Source organism: Xanthobacter sp. 126, from assembly GCF_000526175.1.
Classification (GTDB): domain Bacteria; phylum Pseudomonadota; class Alphaproteobacteria; order Rhizobiales; family Xanthobacteraceae; genus Xanthobacter; species Xanthobacter aminoxidans.
Map to the genome: position 1 here is coordinate 3,603,480 of NZ_JAFO01000001.1, position 18,784 is coordinate 3,622,263.

Annotated in this window: 13 protein-coding genes and 1 tRNA gene; 1 reads left to right on the forward strand and 13 read right to left on the reverse strand. The window is 66.1% G+C overall.

Annotation, left to right across the window (positions count from 1 at the left end):
• Positions 1-107 precede the first annotated feature (107 nt).
• The 13 genes from XAN126_RS0117195 to XAN126_RS0117255 all read right to left on the reverse strand — a co-directional run bounded on the left by XAN126_RS0117195 (position 108) and on the right by XAN126_RS0117255 (position 17,488).
• Positions 108-1,454, reverse strand: a complete 1,347-nt coding sequence (locus tag XAN126_RS0117195; protein WP_024279829.1) for an APC family permease — start codon at positions 1,452-1,454, stop codon at positions 108-110.
• Positions 1,455-1,627: 173 nt separating this feature from the next.
• Positions 1,628-5,812, reverse strand: a complete 4,185-nt coding sequence (rpoC, locus tag XAN126_RS0117200; RefSeq protein ID WP_024279830.1) for a DNA-directed RNA polymerase subunit beta' — start codon at positions 5,810-5,812, stop codon at positions 1,628-1,630.
• A 102-nt stretch (positions 5,813-5,914) separates the two neighbouring features.
• Positions 5,915-9,991: a DNA-directed RNA polymerase subunit beta gene (rpoB, locus tag XAN126_RS0117205; RefSeq protein WP_024279831.1), complete on the reverse strand. Its 4,077-nt coding sequence runs from the start codon at positions 9,989-9,991 to the stop codon at positions 5,915-5,917.
• A 274-nt stretch (positions 9,992-10,265) separates the two neighbouring features.
• Positions 10,266-10,637: a 50S ribosomal protein L7/L12 gene (gene rplL, locus XAN126_RS0117210; protein ID WP_024279832.1), complete on the reverse strand. Its 372-nt coding sequence runs from the start codon at positions 10,635-10,637 to the stop codon at positions 10,266-10,268.
• 68 nt (positions 10,638-10,705) lie between these two features.
• Positions 10,706-11,224: a 50S ribosomal protein L10 gene (gene rplJ, locus XAN126_RS0117215; protein ID WP_024279833.1), complete on the reverse strand. Its 519-nt coding sequence runs from the start codon at positions 11,222-11,224 to the stop codon at positions 10,706-10,708.
• A gap of 736 nt (positions 11,225-11,960) precedes the next feature.
• On the reverse strand, positions 11,961-12,659 hold the full coding sequence (rplA, locus tag XAN126_RS0117220; RefSeq protein WP_024279834.1) for a 50S ribosomal protein L1: 699 nt from the start codon (positions 12,657-12,659) through the stop codon (positions 11,961-11,963).
• 5 nt (positions 12,660-12,664) lie between these two features.
• The gene (gene rplK / locus XAN126_RS0117225; RefSeq protein ID WP_024279835.1) at positions 12,665-13,114 is read right to left on the reverse strand and encodes a 50S ribosomal protein L11; all 450 of its coding nucleotides are present in this window, start codon (positions 13,112-13,114) and stop codon (positions 12,665-12,667) included.
• A gap of 180 nt (positions 13,115-13,294) precedes the next feature.
• A complete protein-coding gene (gene nusG, locus XAN126_RS0117230) occupies positions 13,295-13,825 on the reverse strand; it encodes a transcription termination/antitermination protein NusG (RefSeq protein ID WP_024279836.1) in 531 nt (176 codons plus the stop codon).
• A gap of 14 nt (positions 13,826-13,839) precedes the next feature.
• Positions 13,840-14,037 (reverse strand): preprotein translocase subunit SecE, encoded by a 198-nt coding sequence (gene secE / locus XAN126_RS0117235; protein WP_024279837.1) that lies wholly within the window; start codon positions 14,035-14,037, stop codon positions 13,840-13,842.
• A gap of 276 nt (positions 14,038-14,313) precedes the next feature.
• Positions 14,314-14,390 (reverse strand) — tRNA-Trp (locus tag XAN126_RS0117240).
• 176 nt (positions 14,391-14,566) lie between these two features.
• Positions 14,567-15,109 carry an AAA family ATPase gene (locus XAN126_RS0117245; RefSeq protein WP_197024051.1) on the reverse strand — a complete coding sequence of 181 codons (543 nt, stop codon included), beginning with the start codon at positions 15,107-15,109 and terminating at the stop codon, positions 14,567-14,569.
• A gap of 244 nt (positions 15,110-15,353) precedes the next feature.
• The gene (tuf, locus tag XAN126_RS0117250; protein WP_024279839.1) at positions 15,354-16,544 is read right to left on the reverse strand and encodes an elongation factor Tu; all 1,191 of its coding nucleotides are present in this window, start codon (positions 16,542-16,544) and stop codon (positions 15,354-15,356) included.
• A gap of 173 nt (positions 16,545-16,717) precedes the next feature.
• Positions 16,718-17,488, reverse strand: a complete 771-nt coding sequence (locus tag XAN126_RS0117255; protein WP_197024052.1) for a transporter substrate-binding domain-containing protein — start codon at positions 17,486-17,488, stop codon at positions 16,718-16,720.
• Positions 17,489-17,754: 266 nt separating this feature from the next.
• On the opposite strand from XAN126_RS0117255, the gene XAN126_RS0117260 reads away from it, so the two are divergent.
• Positions 17,755-18,606, forward strand: a complete 852-nt coding sequence (locus XAN126_RS0117260) for a LuxR C-terminal-related transcriptional regulator (protein WP_024279841.1) — start codon at positions 17,755-17,757, stop codon at positions 18,604-18,606.
• Positions 18,607-18,784: the final 178 nt, after the last annotated feature.

Genomic DNA, 18,784 nt, shown 5'->3' on the forward strand with positions numbered 1-18,784 from the left:
CGAGCCGATCCCGGGACACGCATCCGCCGCCCGTTCCTGTCGGAAAGGCGCCGCCGTTTGCACATCCCAGGGGTGGCCATGCAGGACTGAAGCCAGATCGGGGGACCTTAAGGCTCGGCGTCCCGGACACCGGGGCGCAGCGTCGCCAGCGCGGCGCCGAGCGCGATCCAGGCGCCGACCACATAGGGCCAGAGGTTCCCGGGGAAGGCCGGCACGGGATAGATCGAATTGTAGAGCGGCCAGAGCATCGCCAGCGTTCCGAGCAAACCCAGCGCCAGCCACACCATGCTCTTCGCCTTCACCGCATGGGTGACAGCGGCCAGCGTGACGCCGAGATAGGCGACGATCAGCGCCAGCACGCCGATGGTGCCCACATTGTCGTAATAATCCGCCGGCCCGATGAAGGGCGCCCAGGCGAGGAGGCCGGCGAGCATCAGCAGGCCCACCACCAGCACCGACACCGACGGCGTGCCGTGGACGGGATGGACCCGCGCCGCTGCCTCCGACAGTCCGGCCCGGCCGAGCACGAACAGCATGCGCCCAGCGGCGGAGAGCGTGCCGAGCACGGCGGATATCGCGGACACGGCGGCGGCGATATCCAGCGCGGTGGCCATGCGCACGGTGCCGTATTTCAGCGCCAGCGTGTTGAGCGGAGCATCGTCGGCGGCGAGCGCCTTCATGTTGTCGACGCCGAACCCGACAACCTGGATGTAGGAGGCGAACACGAAGAACAGGCCGGCAAGCACCACCGAGCCGAGCAGCGCGACGGGAATGGCGCGGCCGGGCTGGCCCGTCTCCTCGGCCAGCGTCGCCGCCGCCTCGAAACCGGCGAAGGAGAGCACGGCGAAAACCACGGCATAGCCCACGCCCCACCAGCCCATGGCCGGGTCCGGCCGGAACGGCGCGGCGGTGAGGCCGCCGGTGGCGCTGACGGCGGTGAGGATCTTCACGCCGAGATAGACGATGACGCAGATGGAGCCGAGTTCCAGCAGCAGCATGAGCCGCGCGGCGACCGCCATGTCCCGGTAGGCGAAGAGCGTGCCGATGATGAGCGCCAGCACCCCCAGCACCAGCCACCAGCCCCCGATATGGATTCCGTGGTCGGCAAAGGCGGCCCGCAGGAAGTCACCCACCAGCGCCGCGCTGCCCGATCCCCCGGCGATGTAGAGCAGCAGCATACACCAGCCGGCGATGAAGCCGGCCCGCGGGCCGAAGGTCTGGCCGATATAGGAATAGGCCGAGCCGGCGCGCGTCGTCTTCCGGGCGAAGAAGACGAAGGAGAAGCCGACGATGGCGACCAGCAGCGTGCCCACGGCGAACCCCAGGGGCGCGGCGATCCCGGCGGCGCCCACCGCCAGCGTCACGTTGAGCGCCATGGACATGGTCGGCGCCATGACCGAGACCGAAAGCCCCACCGCCTCGACCGGCCCGAGGTTACGCTTCAGCTTGACCATGATCCGCGCCCCGATTGCCCCAGAATTCCGTGGGCAGTGTCAGCTCGGTACCATTATCGGGGCAATGCCGGAGATCGGCCCGATCTGCTCCGCTTCAGCCGGCGGAACCTGGCAAAAGAAAAGGCCGCCCCGAGGGGCGGCCTTTCCAATGGATGCGGGCGTGCTGCCCGGGATCACTCCGCCGCGTCGGCGGGGCCTTCCACGAGGGACTGGCCTTCGCCCTGCTCGTCGCGGGTTGCGACGATGAGGTCGTCGCGGTTGGTCGCGATGGTGCGCAGGCGAGACATCTGAGCGCCCGTGCCGGCCGGGATCAGGCGGCCGACTATGACGTTCTCCTTGAGGCCTTCCAGCGGGTCGATCTTTCCGTTGACCGCCGCTTCCGTGAGGACGCGGGTGGTCTCCTGGAAGGAGGCCGCCGAGAAGAAGGAGCGCGTCTGCAACGACGCCTTGGTGATGCCCAGGAGCACGGGATGGCCGGTGGCGGGCTTCTTGCCCTCCTCGGCGGCCTTCTCGTTCGCCTCGAGGAACTCGAGCCGGTCGACCTGCTCGTTGTCGAGGAAGTCGGTCTCGCCCGAGTCGTCGATCTCCACCTTCTGGAGCATGTTCCGAACAATCACCTCGATGTGCTTGTCGTTGATGTGCACGCCCTGGAGCCGGTAGACCTCCTGGATCTCGTTCACGAGGAAGGCCGCAAGCTCTTCCACGCCCTTGATCGCCAGGATGTCGTGCGGCGCCGGGTTGCCGTCGACGATGAAGTCGCCCTTCTCCACGACGTCGCCGTCCTGGAGATGGATGTGCTTGCCCTTCGGGATCAGGTACTCGACCGGATCCCCGCCGTCGGTCGGCTCGATGGAGAGCCGGCGCTTGTTCTTGTAGTCACGGCCGAACCGGATGGAGCCGGAGATCTCCGCGATGATGGCCGCGTCCTTGGGACGACGCGCCTCGAACAGCTCCGCCACGCGCGGCAGACCGCCCGTGATGTCGCGTGTCTTGGCGCTTTCCATGGGCACGCGGGCCACCGCGTCGCCGGCCTTGAGGGTCTGGTTGGGGTCCACCGAGATGATGGCCTCCACCGGCAGCGCGTAGCGGGCGTCGCCGCCGCGCGGCAGCTTGATGATCTTGCCGTCCTTGCCCTTGATGAGGATGGCCGGGCGCAGCTCCGGTCCACGGCCGGACCGCGAATCTGTCACCACGCGCTTGGCGATGCCGGTCGACTCGTCGACCTGCTCGTTCATCGAGGAGCCTTCCATCAGGTCCTCGAAGGCCACCGTGCCGTCCACCTCGGAGAGGATGGGGCGGGTGTAGGGATCCCACTCGGCAATGCGCTGGCCGCGCTTGATGGTGTCGCCCTCGTCCACCTTGAGGCGAGCGCCGTACTGCACGCGGTTGACCGCGCGCTCGGTGCCGTCATGGTCGACGATGACCACCGCCAGGTTGCGGGCCATCACCACCAGGTCGCCATCCGAATTCCGCGCCACGTTGCGATTGCGGATGCGGACGGTGCCCTCGAAGTTGCTTTCCACGAAGGACGAGTCGGCGAGGGTCGCCGCGCCGCCGATGTGGAAGGTGCGCATCGTGAGCTGGGTGCCCGGCTCGCCGATGGACTGGGCGGCGATGACGCCCACCGCTTCACCCATGTTGACGGGCGTGCCGCGGGCGAGGTCGCGCCCGTAGCAGGTGCCGCACACGCCGTTGCGGGTCTCGCAGGTCAGCACTGACCGGATCTTGATTTCCTGGATGCCCGACTTGTTGATCCGCTCGACGTGCGGCTCCTCGATCATCTGGCCCTTGGGCACGATGACGTCGCCGGTCGCCGGCTCCACGATGTCTTCCGCCGCGGTGCGGCCGAGGACACGCGAGGCGAGCGAGGCCACGATCTGGCCCGCGTCGATGATGGCGCGCATGTGGATTCCCTTCTCCGAGCCGCAATCGCGCTCGGTGATGATGGAATCCTGCGCCACGTCGACGAGACGACGGGTGAGGTAGCCCGAGTTCGCCGTCTTCAGAGCGGTGTCGGCAAGGCCCTTACGCGCGCCGTGGGTGGAGTTGAAGTACTCCATCACGGTCAGGCCTTCCTTGAAGTTCGAGATGATCGGGCTCTCGATGATCTCGCCCGACGGCTTGGCCATGAGGCCGCGCATGCCGGCGAGCTGCTTCATCTGAGCGGGCGACCCACGCGCTCCGGAGTGGCTCATCATGTAGATCGAGTTGATCTGCTTCTCGCGGCCGGTCTTCGGGTCCTTCTTGACCGAAGAGATTTCCTTCATCATCTCCTCGGCGACGCGATCGGAGCACTTGCCCCAAGCGTCAACGACCTTGTTGTACTTCTCGCCCTGGGTGATCAGGCCGTCGTTGTACTGCTGCTCGTATTCCTTGGTGAGGGCGCGGGTCTCCTCGACCAGCTCCCACTTCTTCTTCGGCACCACCATGTCGTCCTTGCCGAACGAGATGCCGGCGCGGAACGCGTTGTAGAAGCCGAGCGCCATGATGCGGTCGCAGAAGATCACGCTCTCCTTCTGACCGCAGTGCCGGTACACGGCATCGATCATGTTGGAGATTTCCTTCTTCGTCATCAGCTTGTTGACGACGTCGTAGGAGAGCTTCGGGTCCTTGGGCAGCAGCTCGCCGATCTTCATGCGGCCGGGGGTGGTCTCATAGATCTTGGAATACTGCTTGCCGTCCGGGCCGATGCCGATGTAGCGGCCCTTGATCTTGGTGGCGAGGGTGATCGCCTTGGCGTTCAGCGCGTGGTCGATCTCCGCCATGTTGGCGAACATCATGCCCTCGCCGGGCTCCTTCTCCTTCATGATGGAGAGGTAGTAGAGGCCCAGAACGATGTCCTGCGACGGAACGATGATGGGCTGGCCGTTCGCCGGGTGCAGGATGTTGTTGGTGGACATCATCAGCACGCGCGCTTCCAGCTGGGCTTCCAGCGAGAGCGGGACGTGCACGGCCATCTGGTCGCCGTCGAAGTCGGCGTTGAACGCCGAGCAGACGAGCGGGTGCAGCTGGATGGCCTTGCCCTCGATGAGCACCGGCTCGAACGCCTGGATGCCGAGGCGGTGGAGCGTCGGCGCGCGGTTCAGCATCACCGGGTGCTCGCGGATCACCTCGTCGAGGATGTCCCAAACCTCGGGACGCTCCTTCTCCACCAGCTTCTTCGCCTGCTTGACGGTCGCCGAATGGCCCTTCGCGTCGAGGCGCGAATAGATGAAGGGCTTGAACAGCTCCAGCGCCATCTTCTTCGGCAGGCCGCACTGGTGGAGCTTCAGCTCCGGGCCCACCACGATGACCGAGCGGCCGGAATAGTCCACGCGCTTGCCGAGCAGGTTCTGGCGGAACCGGCCCTGCTTGCCCTTCAGCATGTCGGCGAGCGACTTCAGCGGACGCTTGTTGGCGCCGGTGATGACGCGGCCGCGGCGGCCGTTGTCGAACAGCGCGTCAACCGCCTCCTGAAGCATGCGCTTCTCGTTGCGGATGATGATGTCCGGCGCGCGCAGCTCGATCAGCCGCTTCAGGCGGTTGTTGCGGTTGATGACGCGGCGGTACAGGTCGTTCAGGTCGGAGGTCGCGAACCGGCCGCCGTCCAGGGGGACGAGCGGGCGAAGGTCCGGCGGGATCACCGGCACGTGGGTGAGGATCATCCACTCCGGCTTGTTGCCGGAGAGCTGGAAGGCCTCCACGATCTTCAGGCGCTTGGCGAGCTTCTTGGGCTTCAGCTCGGTGGTCGCCTCGGCGATCTCCTGGCGCAGGTCCGCGGCGATCTTCTCGAGGTCCATGGAGCGCAGCAGCTCACGGATGGCCTCGGCGCCGATCATGGCGGTGAAGCTCGAATCGCCGAACTCGTCCTGGGCGCGCAGGTAGTCGTCCTCGGAGAGGAGCTGACGATACTTGAGCTTGGTGATGCCCGGCTCGATGACGACGAAATACTCGAAATACAGGATGCGCTCGAGGTCCTTGAGCGTCATGTCGAGCAGCAGGCCGATGCGGCTCGGCAGCGACTTCAGGAACCAGATGTGCGCCACCGGCGCGGCGAGCTCGATGTGGCCCATGCGCTCGCGCCGCACGCGCGACAGGGTGACCTCGACGCCGCACTTCTCGCAGATGATGCCCTTGTACTTCATCCGCTTGTACTTGCCGCACAAGCACTCGTAGTCCTTGATGGGACCGAAGATGCGCGCGCAGAACAGGCCGTCACGCTCGGGCTTGAACGTGCGATAATTGATGGTTTCCGGCTTCTTGATCTCGCCGTAGGACCAAGACTTGATCTTCTCCGGGCTCGCGATCGAGATGCGGATCTGATTGAAGCTCGGGGCCGGAACGGTCGGATTGAAGACGTTCAGGATTTCCTGATTCATGAGCTGGCTCCCAAACGAAGTGGGCCTTTAACTTGAGGCCCGGCCGGCAGAAGCGCCGGTCGGGCAATCCGCTTTGCGCGGGGTGACGGGCTCAAACGCCCGTCAGGTGTTCTCGAGATCGACGTTGAGGCCGAGCGAGCGCATTTCCTTCACGAGCACGTTGAAGCTCTCGGGAATGCCGCTCTCGAACGTGTCCTCGCCGCGCACGATGGCCTCGTAGACCTTGGTACGGCCGGCCACGTCGTCCGACTTCACGGTGAGCATCTCCTGCAGCGTGTAGGCGGCGCCGTAGGCTTCAAGCGCCCACACCTCCATTTCGCCGAAGCGCTGGCCGCCGAACTGCGCCTTGCCGCCCAGCGGCTGCTGGGTGACGAGCGAGTAGGGACCGATCGACCGGGCGTGGATCTTGTCGTCGACCAGGTGATGCAGCTTCAGCATGTAGATGTAGCCGACCGTCACCTTGCGATCGAACGGCTCGCCGGTGCGCCCGTCGAACAGCGTGGACTGACCCGAACGGTCGAGACCCGCCCGCTCCAGCTCCTGCTCGATGTCCGCCTCGTGGGCGCCGTCGAAGACCGGGGTGGCCATCGGCACGCCCTTGCGCAGGTTCTCGCCAAGCTCGGGCAGCTCGCTGTCCTTGATCTGCTCGATCTCTTCCTTGCCGTAGATGATCTCGAGCCGGTCACGCAGGGGCTTCAGGTCCTGCTTGGCGTAATAGGCTTCCGCCGCGGCGGCCACCTGCCGGCCGAGGCCAGCGCAGGCCCAGCCGAGATGCGTCTCGAGGATCTGCCCGACGTTCATGCGCGAGGGCACGCCCAGCGGGTTCAGCACGATGTCGACGTTGGTGCCGTCCTCCAGGAACGGCATGTCCTCCACGGGGACGATGCGCGAGACCACACCCTTGTTGCCGTGGCGGCCGGCCATCTTGTCGCCGGGCTGGATCTTGCGCTTCACCGCGACGAAGACCTTGACCATCTTCATCACGCCGGGGGGCAGCTCGTCGCCGCGCTGCAGCTTCTCGACCTTGTCGAGGAAGCGCTGCTCGAGCCGCTTCTTCGAGTCGTCGTACTGGGCGCGGATCGCCTCCAGCTCGGCCATGATGGCGTCGTCGGCGACGGCGAACAGCCACCACTGCGAGCGGGGATACTCGCCGAGGGTCTCGCGGGTGACGGCGGTCTCCTTCTTGAAGCCCTTCGGCCCCGCGATGGCGACCTTGCCGTCCAGGATCTCGGTCAGGCGGCCGTAGACGTTGCGATCGAGGATCGCCTGCTCGTCGTCACGGTCCTTGGCGAGACGCTCGATCTCCTCGCGTTCGATGGCCAGCGCGCGCTCGTCCTTGTCGACGCCGTGGCGGTTGAACACGCGCACCTCGACGATGGTGCCCGTGGTGCCGGGCGGCAGGCGCAGCGAGGTGTCGCGCACGTCGGCGGCCTTCTCGCCGAAGATGGCGCGGAGGAGCTTCTCCTCCGGCGTCATCGGGCTTTCGCCCTTCGGCGTGATCTTGCCGACGAGGATGTCGCCCGCGCGGACTTCGGCACCGATATAGACGATGCCGGCCTCGTCGAGATTCTTGAGCGCCTCTTCCGAGACGTTGGGAATGTCGCGGGTGATTTCCTCAGGCCCGAGCTTGGTGTCGCGGGCCATGCACTCGAATTCCTCGATGTGGATCGAGGTGAACACGTCTTCCTTGACGATGTTCTCCGAGAGGAGGATCGAGTCCTCGAAGTTGTAGCCGTTCCACGGCATGAAGGCGACGAGTACGTTGCGGCCGAGCGCGAGCTCGCCCAGCTCCGTGGACGGGCCATCGGCGATGATGTCGCCCTTGCGCACCTGATCGCCCACGCGGACCAGCGGACGCTGGTTGATGCAGGTGGACTGGTTGGAACGCTGGAACTTCATCAGCCGGTAGATGTCGACGCCCGACTTGGAGGGGTCGGCCTCTTCCGTGGCCCGGATGACGATACGGGTGGCGTCCACCTGATCGATCACGCCGGTGCGGCGGGCGGCGATGGCGGCGCCGGAGTCACGCGCAACCACGGCCTCCATGCCAGTGCCGACCAGCGGCGCCTGCGAGCGCACGAGCGGAACTGCCTGGCGCTGCATGTTGGAGCCCATGAGCGCGCGGTTGGCGTCGTCGTTCTCAAGGAACGGGATGAGCGCCGCGGCCACCGAAACAAGCTGCTTCGGCGACACGTCCATGAAGTCCACACGGTCGGGGCTCACGAGGAGCACGTCGCCCGCATGGCGGCAGACGATGAGGTCTTCCTCGAAGCGGCCGTCCTTGTCGAGCGGGATGTTGGCCTGCGCGACGTAGTACTTCCCCTCCTCCATGGCGGAGAGATAGACCACCTCGTCGGTGACCTTCGACTCCACCACGCGGCGGTAGGGCGCCTCGATGAAGCCGTACTTGTTCACGCGGGCGAAGGTCGCCAGCGAGTTGATGAGGCCGATGTTCGGGCCTTCCGGCGTCTCAATCGGGCAGATGCGGCCGTAGTGGGTCGGGTGCACGTCGCGCACCTCGAAGCCGGCGCGCTCGCGGGTCAGACCGCCCGGGCCGAGGGCCGAGAGGCGCCGCTTGTGCGTGATCTCGGAGAGCGGGTTGGTCTGGTCCATGAACTGCGACAGCTGCGACGAGCCGAAGAACTCGCGCACCGCGGCCGCCACCGGCTTCGCGTTGATGAGGTCCTGCGGCATCACGGTGTCGATGTCGACGGACGACATGCGCTCCTTGATGGCGCGCTCCATGCGCAGCAGGCCGACGCGGTACTGGTTCTCCATGAGCTCGCCGACCGAGCGGACACGGCGGTTGCCCAGGTGGTCGATGTCGTCGATCTCGCCCTTGCCGTCGCGCAGCTCCACCAGCGTCTTGATGACGGAGAGGATGTCGTCGCGACGCAGCACCCGCACGGTGTCGGGGCAGTCGAGGTCGAGGCGCATGTTCATCTTCACGCGGCCGACCGCGGAGAGGTCGTAGCGCTCGGGATCGAAGAACAGCGAGTGGAACATGGCCTGCGCCGAATCGAGCGTCGGCGGCTCGCCCGGGCGCATGACGCGATAGATGTCGAAGAGCGCGTCCTCGCGGGTCACGTTCTTGTCGGCCGCCAGCGTGTTGCGGATGTACGCGCCGGTGTTGACGTGGTCGATGTCGAGGATCGGAATCTCGTTGTAGCCGGCTTCCTCGAGCAGCTTCAGCGTCTTCTCGGTGATCTCGTCACCGGCCTCGGCGTGGATCTCGCCGGACGCGAGGTCCACGAGGTCCTCGGCGATGTACTGGCCGACCATCTCCTCGTCGGAGATGCGCAGGGCCTTGAGGCCCTTCTCGGCGAGCTGGCGGGCGGCGCGCACGGTCAGCTTCTTGCCGGCCTCGAGCACGACCTCGCCGGTGTCGGCGTCGACCAGGTCGGAAACCGCCTTGTAGCCCTTCATCCGCTTGGGATCGAACGGCATGCGCCAGCCGCCCTTCGCACGCTCGTAGGGCACCTTCTCGTAGAAGGTCGAGAGGATTTCCTCGTTGTCGAGGCCCAGCGCGTACAGCAGGCTCGTCACCGGAATCTTGCGACGACGGTCGATACGCGCATAGACGATGTCCTTGGCGTCGAACTCGATATCGAGCCAGGACCCGCGATAGGGAATGATGCGCGCCGCGAACAGGAGCTTGCCCGAAGAGTGGGTCTTGCCCTTGTCGTGGTCGAAGAAGACGCCCGGCGAACGGTGCATCTGGGAGACGATGACGCGCTCGGTCCCGTTGACGATGAACGTGCCGTTCATGGTCATCAGCGGGATATCGCCGGTGTAGACGTCCTGCTCCTTGATGTCCTTGACGGACTTGGCGCCGGTGTCCGGATCCACATCGAACACGATGAGGCGGAGCGTCACCTTGAGCGGGGCGGCAAACGTCATGCCGCGCTGGCGGCACTCGTCCACGTCATACTTCGGGGGCTCGAACTCGTAGCGGACGAACTCCAGCATGGCCGCGCCGGAGAAGTCGGAGATGGGGAATACCGACTTGAACACCGCCTGCAGGCCGTCGTCGTCGCGTCCGCCCTTGGGCTCCTCGATCTGGAGGAACTGGTCGTAAGACGCCTTCTGAACCTCGATGAGGTTCGGCATCTCGGCCACTTCCTTGATCTTGCCGAAGAACTTGCGGATCCGCTTACGACCGGTGAACGTTTGCGCCATCTCGATCCTCGTCCGTCCTGGTCTCTCGGGCCGGCCCCTGTCCTCCCGAAGGAGGCGGGCTCGCCGCGCCGGCACCGGAACCTCTGTCAGCCATCGTGCCTTCAAGGGTTGGGGGCGAAACGCCATCCCCTTTCAGCACCATGACGGCTCTCCCGGCAGCCCCCGAACCTCGTCCGGATCGGCTGCCGGGAGAACCGTCTCTCTCCCTGTCCGGCCTTCCGGCCGGCTATGGAACGGGTCCCGGCACGAGGCCGGGACCCGAAACGTCAAAAGCTCACTTGAGCTCGACCTTGGCGCCAGCCTTCTCGAGCTGGGCCTTGAGCTTCTCGGCCTCGTCCTTGGACACGCCTTCCTTGACGGGCTTCGGAGCGCCTTCCACGAGGTCCTTGGCTTCCTTGAGGCCCAGGCCGGTGATGGCGCGGACTTCCTTGATGACTTCGATCTTCTTGTCGCCGGCGGCGGCAAGCATCACGGTGAACTCGGTCTGCTCTTCCACCGCGGCGGCGGCAGCGGCCGGAGCCGCGGCAACGGCCACGGCGGCGGCGGCGGAAACGCCCCACTTCTCTTCGAGGAGCTTCGCCAGCTCGGCGGCCTCAAGCACGGTGAGGGAGGACAGCTCGTCGACGAGCTTGGTCAGGTCAGCCATGGGATTTTCCTTAAGATAGGTTCGGATTTTGGAATTGCGAGATCAGGCCGCCAATGGCGGCCGCGGCCTCACGCTGCTTCGTCCTGCTTGGCATAGGCCCCGAACACGCGGGCGAGCTTGGCCGCCGGTGCCGTGGTGAGCTGCGCGATCTTGGTCGCCGGGGCCTGAATGAGGCCGACGAGCTTGGCACGCAGTTCGTCCAGGGACGGGAGTGTGGCAAGCGCCTTCACACCGTCCACGTTAAGGGCCGTCTTGCCCATCGCGCCGCCGAGGATAACGAACTTGTCGTTGGCCTTGGCGAACTCGACGGCAACCTTCGGCGCCGCCACCGGATCATCCGAATAGGCGATCACGGTGGGTCCCTTCAGCAGGGACGCCACATGGGCGACGTCGGAGCCTTCCAGAGCGATTTTGGCGAGGCGGTTCTTGGCCACCTTCACGGTCGCACCCTCGGCCTTCATCTGTCGACGGAGCTTCGACATCTGGGCCACGGTGAGGCCGGAATAGTGGGCGACCACGACGACGGACGTGCTCTTGAACACATCCGTGAGCGTCGTGACGAGCTCTTGTTTTTCCGCTCGATCCACGTCTGGCTCTCTTTAAGCCTTGGCAGCACCATCCACCTCCCGAAGGAGGCATCCGGTCCCGCCGGTTGCGCCTTGCCGCGTCCTGCGGCCAACCTGTCTGACGACATGGAAGGCCGCGATCCGCGACGCTCACATGCCCTGTCCCCTATTGCCCGGGCACGGTAAACCGTGTCGCGAAGCGCAAGGCGCTGGTTCCGAACCGATCTTCATCTCCGCCGGCGCAGGCCGCTCGGAGGGCAAATTCCGGTCTTCCCCGTCTATGCTGGCTCCCCATTAACCGCCCGTTAGGGCGGATGTCGGGAATTAAGCCTTGATCCTCGGCCCGATTGAGCGAACATCCCTTGCGGGGCGCATCTCCATCAGGCCTCCATCGAGGCACCGGCAGTCTCGGACAGGACTTTGCCTGCTGGTTCGCCCGAAGGCTCCAAGGAGCCACCCGAACGCCTGACAGACGACAAGGCCGGGCGGGCGAACCCTCCCAGCCCTTCCACCCGGTCAAGGGCGAAAGCCACAATACCTGATCCGGGCGGCACGCCACCCGGAAACAGCCCATATAAAGGCTGACGCCAGCCTTGTCACGCCCCGATCATCGTCCTTGCGCACTTTTTGCATACGGCAGCCGCCGGCCTGCCATGCGCCGGCGGAAGGGCCCGCGCGGACCTCGCCAAAACGTGACATTCAAACGAAAAAGCCGGACCCACCGGCCCGGCCTTTCCCGAAGCTTGATCTCGACCGATCAGGCGGTGAGCACGGTGGAGGGCTCCACCTTGATGCCCGGGCCCATGGTGGAGGAAACCGCCACGCGCTGCAGGTAAGTGCCCTTGGCGCCGGCCGGCTTGGCCTTCACCACCGCGTCCACGAAGGCGCGGATGTTCTCGGCCAGCTTGTCGGCGGGGAAGGAAGCCTTGCCGATGCCGCCGTGGATGATGCCGGCCTTCTCGACGCGGAACTCCACCGCGCCGCCCTTGGCGGCGGCGACGGCGCCCTTCACGTCCATGGTCACGGTGCCGACCTTCGGGTTCGGCATCAGGCCGCGCGGGCCGAGCACCTTGCCGAGACGGCCGACGAGCGGCATCAGGTCCGGGGTCGCAATGCAGCGATCGAACTCGATGGTGCCGCCCTGGATGGTCTCCAGGAGGTCCTCGGCGCCCACGATGTCGGCGCCCGCCGCCTTGGCCTCGTCGGCCTTGGCGCCACGGGCGAACACCGCCACGCGCACGGTACGGCCGGAGCCGTTCGGCAGGTTGCACACGCCGCGAACCATCTGGTCGGCATGGCGGGGATCGACGCCCAGGTTCAGCGCGACCTCGATGGTCTCGTCGAACTTGGCGGTGGTGCGCTCCTTGAGGAGCTTGAGGGCGTCGTCGAGGCCGTACAGCTTGTTACGGTCGATGCCCTCGTTGATGGCGCGGATGCGCTTGCCTTCCTTCGCCATGGCGCTCACCCCTGAACCTGCAGGCCCATGGAACGGGCCGAACCTTCGATCATCTGGACGGCGGCCTCAACGGTGTCGCAGTTCAGATCCTTCATCTTCTTCTCGGCGATCTCCGCGAGCTGGGCGCGCGTAACCTTGCCGACGAAGGTGCCCTTGCCGGGCGTCTTCGAGCCCGAGCCGGGCTTCTTCTTCGTCTCGAGGCCGGCGGCCTTCTTGAGGAAGTAGGAGACCGGGGGGGTCTTCAGCTCGAAGGTGAAGGAGCGGTCCTGATAGGCCGTGATCACCACCGGGATCGGCATGCCCTTTTCGAGCTGCGCGGTCTGGGCGTTGAACGCCTTGCAGAATTCCATGATGTTCAGGCCGCGCTGACCGAGCGCGGGACCAATCGGCGGGGCCGGATTGGCGCTGCCGGCGGGCACCTGCAGCTTGACGTAACCGGTAATTTTCTTCGCCATTTCAACAACTCCCAAAAATCGCCGCCGTCCGGTGAGGGAGCGGCGGGCGGGATTGCGTGGTGCGGGTCAAAAGGGCGCTTGGCGAGACGCCCCCTCCCCTCCCACGCCGGCACACTGCCCTTTGAGCAATGCGCCAGACTTCGGACCATTGCCCCCCGAGGGGGCGACGGCCCGCTCCGATCAGACCTTCTCGACCTGACCGAATTCGAGTTCCACCGGCGTCGCGCGGCCGAAGATGGACACCGCCACCTTCAGGCGCGAGCGGCTGTCGTCGACCTCTTCCACGATGCCGTTGAAGGACGCGAACGGGCCGTCCGACACCTTCACCGTCTCGCCGACCTCATAAGAAATCGACGGCTTCGGACGCTCGATGCCCTCCTGCACCTGCTGCAGGATGCGCATGGCCTCCGATTCGGAGATTGGCATGGGCTTGTTGTCGGCCCCCAGGAAGCCGGTGACCTTCGGCGTGTTCTTGATGAGATGGAAGGCCTCGTCGGTGAGGTCCATCTTCACCAGCACGTAGCCGGGGAAAAACTTGCGCTCGGCATCCACCTTCCGGCCGCGGCGCACCTCGACCACCTTCTCGGTGGGCACGAGGATCTGCTCGAACAGATCGGTCAGGCCGCGCTGGTCAGCCTGCTCGCGGATCGAGTCGGCTACCTTCTTCTCGAAGTTGGAATAAGCGTGAACGATGTACCAGCGCTTCGCCATGTGGGCCTCCCGCCTCAGTGCCCGAAGGTCAGCAGCGTGGAGACGCCGAACCGGATGATCTGGTCGGAGACGAGGAAGAAGATGGACGCCAGGAAGACCATCACGAACACCATGGCGGTGGTGATCAGCGTCTCGCGGCGGGTGGGCCAGGTGACCTTGGCCGTTTCCGCGCGGACCTGCTGATAGAACTCCATCGGGCTGTTCTTCGCCATGGCGTCTCGCCGTCCGTTCCTGTTGCCGCCCGTTCCCGCGCCGCCGGTTGCCACGCACCGGAACCTTCCGATGACGCGAAGCGGCACACGCCGCGTAAATCCTTTTCCCGCCGGCTTCGGCTCTCGCGAGACGTTGCTGCGGGCTTGCCTTCGGCGGGGTCGGACCTCGCCTCATATGGGCCGTCCGAAACGCGCCTACAAGCCGTGCCATTCCGGCGTCGTCGTCTCGCCTGACCTGCCATCCCGCGTCAGCCCGGATCGTGGGCATCCCGAAGATGGCAGGAGTGGAGGGACTCGAACCCCCAACCCCCGGTTTTGGAGACCGGTGCTCTAACCAGTTGAGCTACACTCCTAAGGCCTGCGCCCCAAAGCGTGGCAGAATCAGCTTTTCAGCGATCAGCCTGCCTCGAGGGTAGACTCCGCCGCGCCGGGAAGTGACCCAGCGCATCGGCCGGCTGTGTTTAGTGGGATGCCGCGCGGCTGTAAAGGGGGGCCGGGGCGCGATCAGGCCTGTCCACCGCAAAGGCGGCTAGAGGTGATCGAGGACGAAGGCCGCTCGTCCCGTCACGTCGGTCCGTGGCAGTTCCACCGTTTCGTAGCCGAGGCCGCGATAGGTGTCGACCATGACCGCATGGGTGCGCACGGCTTCATCCCAATCCTGCCGGCGCTCGGCATCGTTTGCGTAGATTTCGCGCCATGGCGGAGCGACGAACACGAGGGTATTGTATCTGAACACTGCGCACGCCCGGCTGATGTGCCGGGGAATCGGCAGCCCGCATAGCGAAAGGTATCCGGCCACGTCTGGAATGCCGCGGTCGAAGAAGACCGGGCCGACCCGCCCTGCCTGCTCCTCGTAGGATCGCAGGTCCCAGGCAAGCATCGCCTCCGCGAACGCCGCCCTGTCCCGCCACGGGAGGGCTGGGCCATCAATGGCCATCTGCTGGCGGATGACAGCCCGGCCCGCCTCCGGCGCGATGGCGTGCCCGGCGTTCGCAAGAGCATCCAACAGGGTGCTCTTGCCCGAACCCGGACCGCCCGTGAGCACAATCAAGCGTGTAGAGCCGCGCGCCATAGCCGCCTGCCTCTGCATTATCGAGTTTTGGAGATGCACCCGGACGCGCCGCATATGGCCGCGTCAAAAGGGGAGCCCAAACAGGATGCCCGGCGCGAACCGGGAGCGCAAGCCACCGGGACCGTGGGAGGCATCATCGGTCTGCGGGGTGCGCGGGATTCGGGACGGGCCAAAAGAAAAAGGCGGCGCCCCAAAGGCGCCGCCCTATTCCGTCACGCGCCGGACCCGAGGTCCAGTGCTGCGATCACTCGATGATGGCAGCGACGACGCCGGCGCCGACGGTGCGGCCGCCTTCACGGATGGCGAAGCGCAGCTTCTCCTCCATGGCGATCGGAACGATCAGGTGCACGTCCATCGACACGTTGTCGCCCGGCATCACCATCTCGGTGCCTTCGGGCAGCGTGCACACGCCGGTCACGTCCGTCGTGCGGAAGTAGAACTGCGGGCGGTAGTTGGTGAAGAAGGGGGTGTGACGGCCACCCTCTTCCTTCGTCAGGATGTAGGCCTCGGCCTTGAACTTGGTGTGCGGCTTCACCGAACCCGGCTTGCACACGACCTGGCCACGCTCCACGTCCTCGCGCTTGGTGCCGCGCAGCAGGATGCCGACGTTGTCGCCGGCCTGGCCCTGGTCGAGCAGCTTGCGGAACATCTCGACGCCGGTGACGGTCGTCTTCACCGTCGGGCGGATGCCGACGATCTCGACTTCCTCGCCGACCTTGATGATGCCGCGCTCGACACGGCCGGTCACCACGGTGCCGCGGCCGGAGATCGAGAACACGTCCTCGATCGGCATCAGGAACGGCAGGTCGATGGGACGCTCGGGCTGCGGGATGTAGGCGTCGACCGCCTCCATCAGCTTCAGCACCGCGTCACGGCCGAGTGCCGGATCGCCGTTCTCGAGCGCGACCAGCGCCGAGCCACGGATGATCGGGATGTCGTCGCCGGGGAAGTCGTACTTCGAGAGGAGCTCGCGCACCTCCATCTCCACGAGCTCCAGGAGCTCCGGATCGTCGACCATGTCGCACTTGTTCAGGAACACCACCAGCGCCGGAACGCCGACCTGACGGGCGAGCAGGATGTGCTCGCGGGTCTGCGGCATCGGGCCGTCGGCGGCCGAAACCACCAGGATCGCGCCGTCCATCTGCGCCGCGCCGGTGATCATGTTCTTCACATAGTCGGCGTGCCCGGGGCAGTCGACGTGCGCATAGTGGCGGTTCGCCGTCTCGTACTCGACGTGCGCCGTCGAGATCGTGATGCCGCGCGCCTTCTCTTCCGGCGCCTTGTCGATCTGGTCGTACGCCGTGAACGTCGCGCCGCCAGACTCCGCAAGGATCTTCGTGATCGCTGCCGTCAGCGACGTCTTGCCGTGATCAACGTGACCGATCGTGCCGATGTTGCAGTGCGGCTTCGAGCGGTTGAACTTCTCTTTGGCCATTTCGTCTCTCTCACTCTCGGTCAGCGCCCCGCGCGGGCCGCCAAAAAATCCGCCGTGGGATAGGGGGTTTCAGAAGCGGATGCAAGAGGCGGGACAACCGCGCGCAAAACCGTTCGCGCCCGCGCGCACGCGCGAAGGCCGGTCCGGCAAGGCCGCGACGCGGCCCCCTCCCCCTATCCGCCGTCCCCGGAACAAGCCTCAGAGCCACGGCCGGCGCCATAGGGCGTCGCGGCGATGAAAGCGTTCAGCGCGTCCGCAACGCCGGTCGATTTCGCGCGGACGATGAAGGAGAACGGCTCGTTCCGCACGTTTCCGTCCGGCGTCATCATGCAGTGCGGCCAGACCGGGACGAGGCCCATCTTCTGCGACAGGTACTGGACGGTGCCGAGCCCCGAGCCGAAGGCGAACGGGCCTTCTCCCTCCGCGGCGTCGCGGACCCGCCGGGCATTTTCCACATCGTCCGAGGTGCCGATGATGGTCACGTCGGCGATCCGAGCCTGTGCAACGCGGCTGCGGGCGTCCACATCAGCCGTCGAGCCGGCGATGACCATGATGGTCCTGCCCTCAAGGTCGGCCGCACGCGCCAGCTTCCCGGCATCGGCCTTGCGCACGCCGAAGGCGCGCAGCACGAAATAATAATGATCGGACCACACCCCCGCCGCGCCGGTCGCCTGCCGGCGCGTGGCGAGGTCGGCGATACCCGAGGCGGCGATGTCGCAGGCATCAGCACCGGGGCGTGTCCACAGCCCGTCGAAATCCGCCACCTCCACCGGCTGGAACCGCAGCCCCTGCGTCGCGGCGAAGGCCTTGAGATAGTCCACGTCCCACCCCTCCCAGACGCCGGCGTCGGACTTGCCGACGAAGGGCGGGAAGGTGGCGAACATGCAGATCGAGAGCGTGCCGGGCGCGAGCGTTTCAACCGGCGCGGCTGCGAGCGGCGGCACGGTCGAAGCCGCCAGAATCATCCCGGCCGCGAAACCGACGGCCCCACGTCGAGCTACCCGCACGCACGTCTCCCAAAAGCTGTGCCGGGACCATAGTCGAGCCGGCCGAACGCGCAATGCGGAGGTATCGGCGGGCGTCAAGAAATCGCTCCCACGGCTGGCGCCTTGCCCCAGCGTCCGCGAACCGTCACAGTGCGACAGTCTTTGCTGACCTCAAGGAAATGCAGGGGCACCACAGCCAGCACGGGTGCGACATGAGCCCTGACATGTCCCCTCTTTCCAGCCCTCCTCTTGCCTGCTCTCCTCTTGAATGCGCGCCGGACGACCTCCTGTCCGCCTCCGACGTGCGCGACATCGTGAGGCTGCTGGGCGACGTCATTGTCTCGCGCGCGGACTTTTCCTGCGTGAAGCGGCAGCTCATCGACGGCATCTCGACGCTGGTCGGCGCTGATTCCTGGACCTGGAGCCTCGGCTGCCTCGCGGAGCCGGGCGAACAGCCGGTCTATCTCGGCGTGGCCCATGGCGGTTTCGACGAGGCGCGCTATGGGCGCCTCCTGCTCGCCGCCGCCCATCCCGACATGGCCTGGACCTCGGCGAAGCTGCTCGGCGAGATGCGCGCGTGCAATGCCCACGTCACCCGGACACGGCAGCAGATCGTGGATGAAGCCACCTTCGTCGCCTCGGGAGTCGGCAGTCACCTGGCCGACGCGGATATCGGGCCCTTTATCTTCTCGCTCCGGCCCATCGACGAGCGCGCCGTGAGCACCATTTCGCTCTTCCGGCGCCGGGACGCGGCCCCGTTTTCCGATCGGGAGGCGCGCATCGCCCACATCCTGCTCAGCGAGCTGCCCTGGCTGCACGAGCAGGGCTGGCCGAGTGATCGCGGCGCCAGCGTGCCCCGCCTCTCCCCCCGGCTGCGGCTGGTGCTGAACCTTCTGCTCGACGGGCGCACCCGCAAGGAAATCGCCGTCAACCTCAACCTCTCCGAATACACGGTCGCGCAATACCAGCGGGCGGTCTATCGCCACTTCGGCGTCCGCTCCCACGCCACCCTGCTGCGGCGGTTCCAGATGGGCGACGGTGGCGACCGCCGGTCGACCGTACAGGAGGCGGGCTGACGACAGCAGTCCCAGCCCCATCCCTCAAATGAGGGAATAGGAAGAGTTCCGGCGCGTTTGGTATGCAGGGCAAGCTGCAGCGTCGGCGGACAGCATCTGTGAAGCACGGACAGCTCCACACGGCAGGATATGCCCGGCAGGGCGCATGCGCACTTGCACGTCCAGATTAAATTTAAAC

Excerpts from the sequence above, each read along its gene's own strand:
- rplL (WP_024279832.1), bottom strand. The coding sequence starts at position 10,637 with ATGGCTGACCTGACCAAGCTCGTCGACGAGCTGTCCTCCCTCACCGTG.
- XAN126_RS0117260 (WP_024279841.1), top strand. The coding sequence starts at position 17,755 with ATGTCCCCTCTTTCCAGCCCTCCTCTTGCCTGCTCTCCTCTTGAATGC.
- rplK (WP_024279835.1), bottom strand. The coding sequence starts at position 13,114 with ATGGCGAAGAAAATTACCGGTTACGTCAAGCTGCAGGTGCCCGCCGGC.
- rpoC (WP_024279830.1), bottom strand. The coding sequence starts at position 5,812 with ATGAATCAGGAAATCCTGAACGTCTTCAATCCGACCGTTCCGGCCCCG.
- secE (WP_024279837.1), bottom strand. The coding sequence starts at position 14,037 with ATGGCGAAGAACAGCCCGATGGAGTTCTATCAGCAGGTCCGCGCGGAA.
- tuf (WP_024279839.1), bottom strand. The coding sequence starts at position 16,544 with ATGGCCAAAGAGAAGTTCAACCGCTCGAAGCCGCACTGCAACATCGGC.
- XAN126_RS0117195 (WP_024279829.1), bottom strand. The coding sequence starts at position 1,454 with ATGGTCAAGCTGAAGCGTAACCTCGGGCCGGTCGAGGCGGTGGGGCTT.
- nusG (WP_024279836.1), bottom strand. The coding sequence starts at position 13,825 with ATGGCGAAGCGCTGGTACATCGTTCACGCTTATTCCAACTTCGAGAAG.
- rpoB (WP_024279831.1), bottom strand. The coding sequence starts at position 9,991 with ATGGCGCAAACGTTCACCGGTCGTAAGCGGATCCGCAAGTTCTTCGGC.
- XAN126_RS0117245 (WP_197024051.1), bottom strand. The coding sequence starts at position 15,109 with ATGGCGCGCGGCTCTACACGCTTGATTGTGCTCACGGGCGGTCCGGGT.
- rplA (WP_024279834.1), bottom strand. The coding sequence starts at position 12,659 with ATGGCGAAGGAAGGCAAGCGCATCCGCGCCATCAACGAGGGCATCGAC.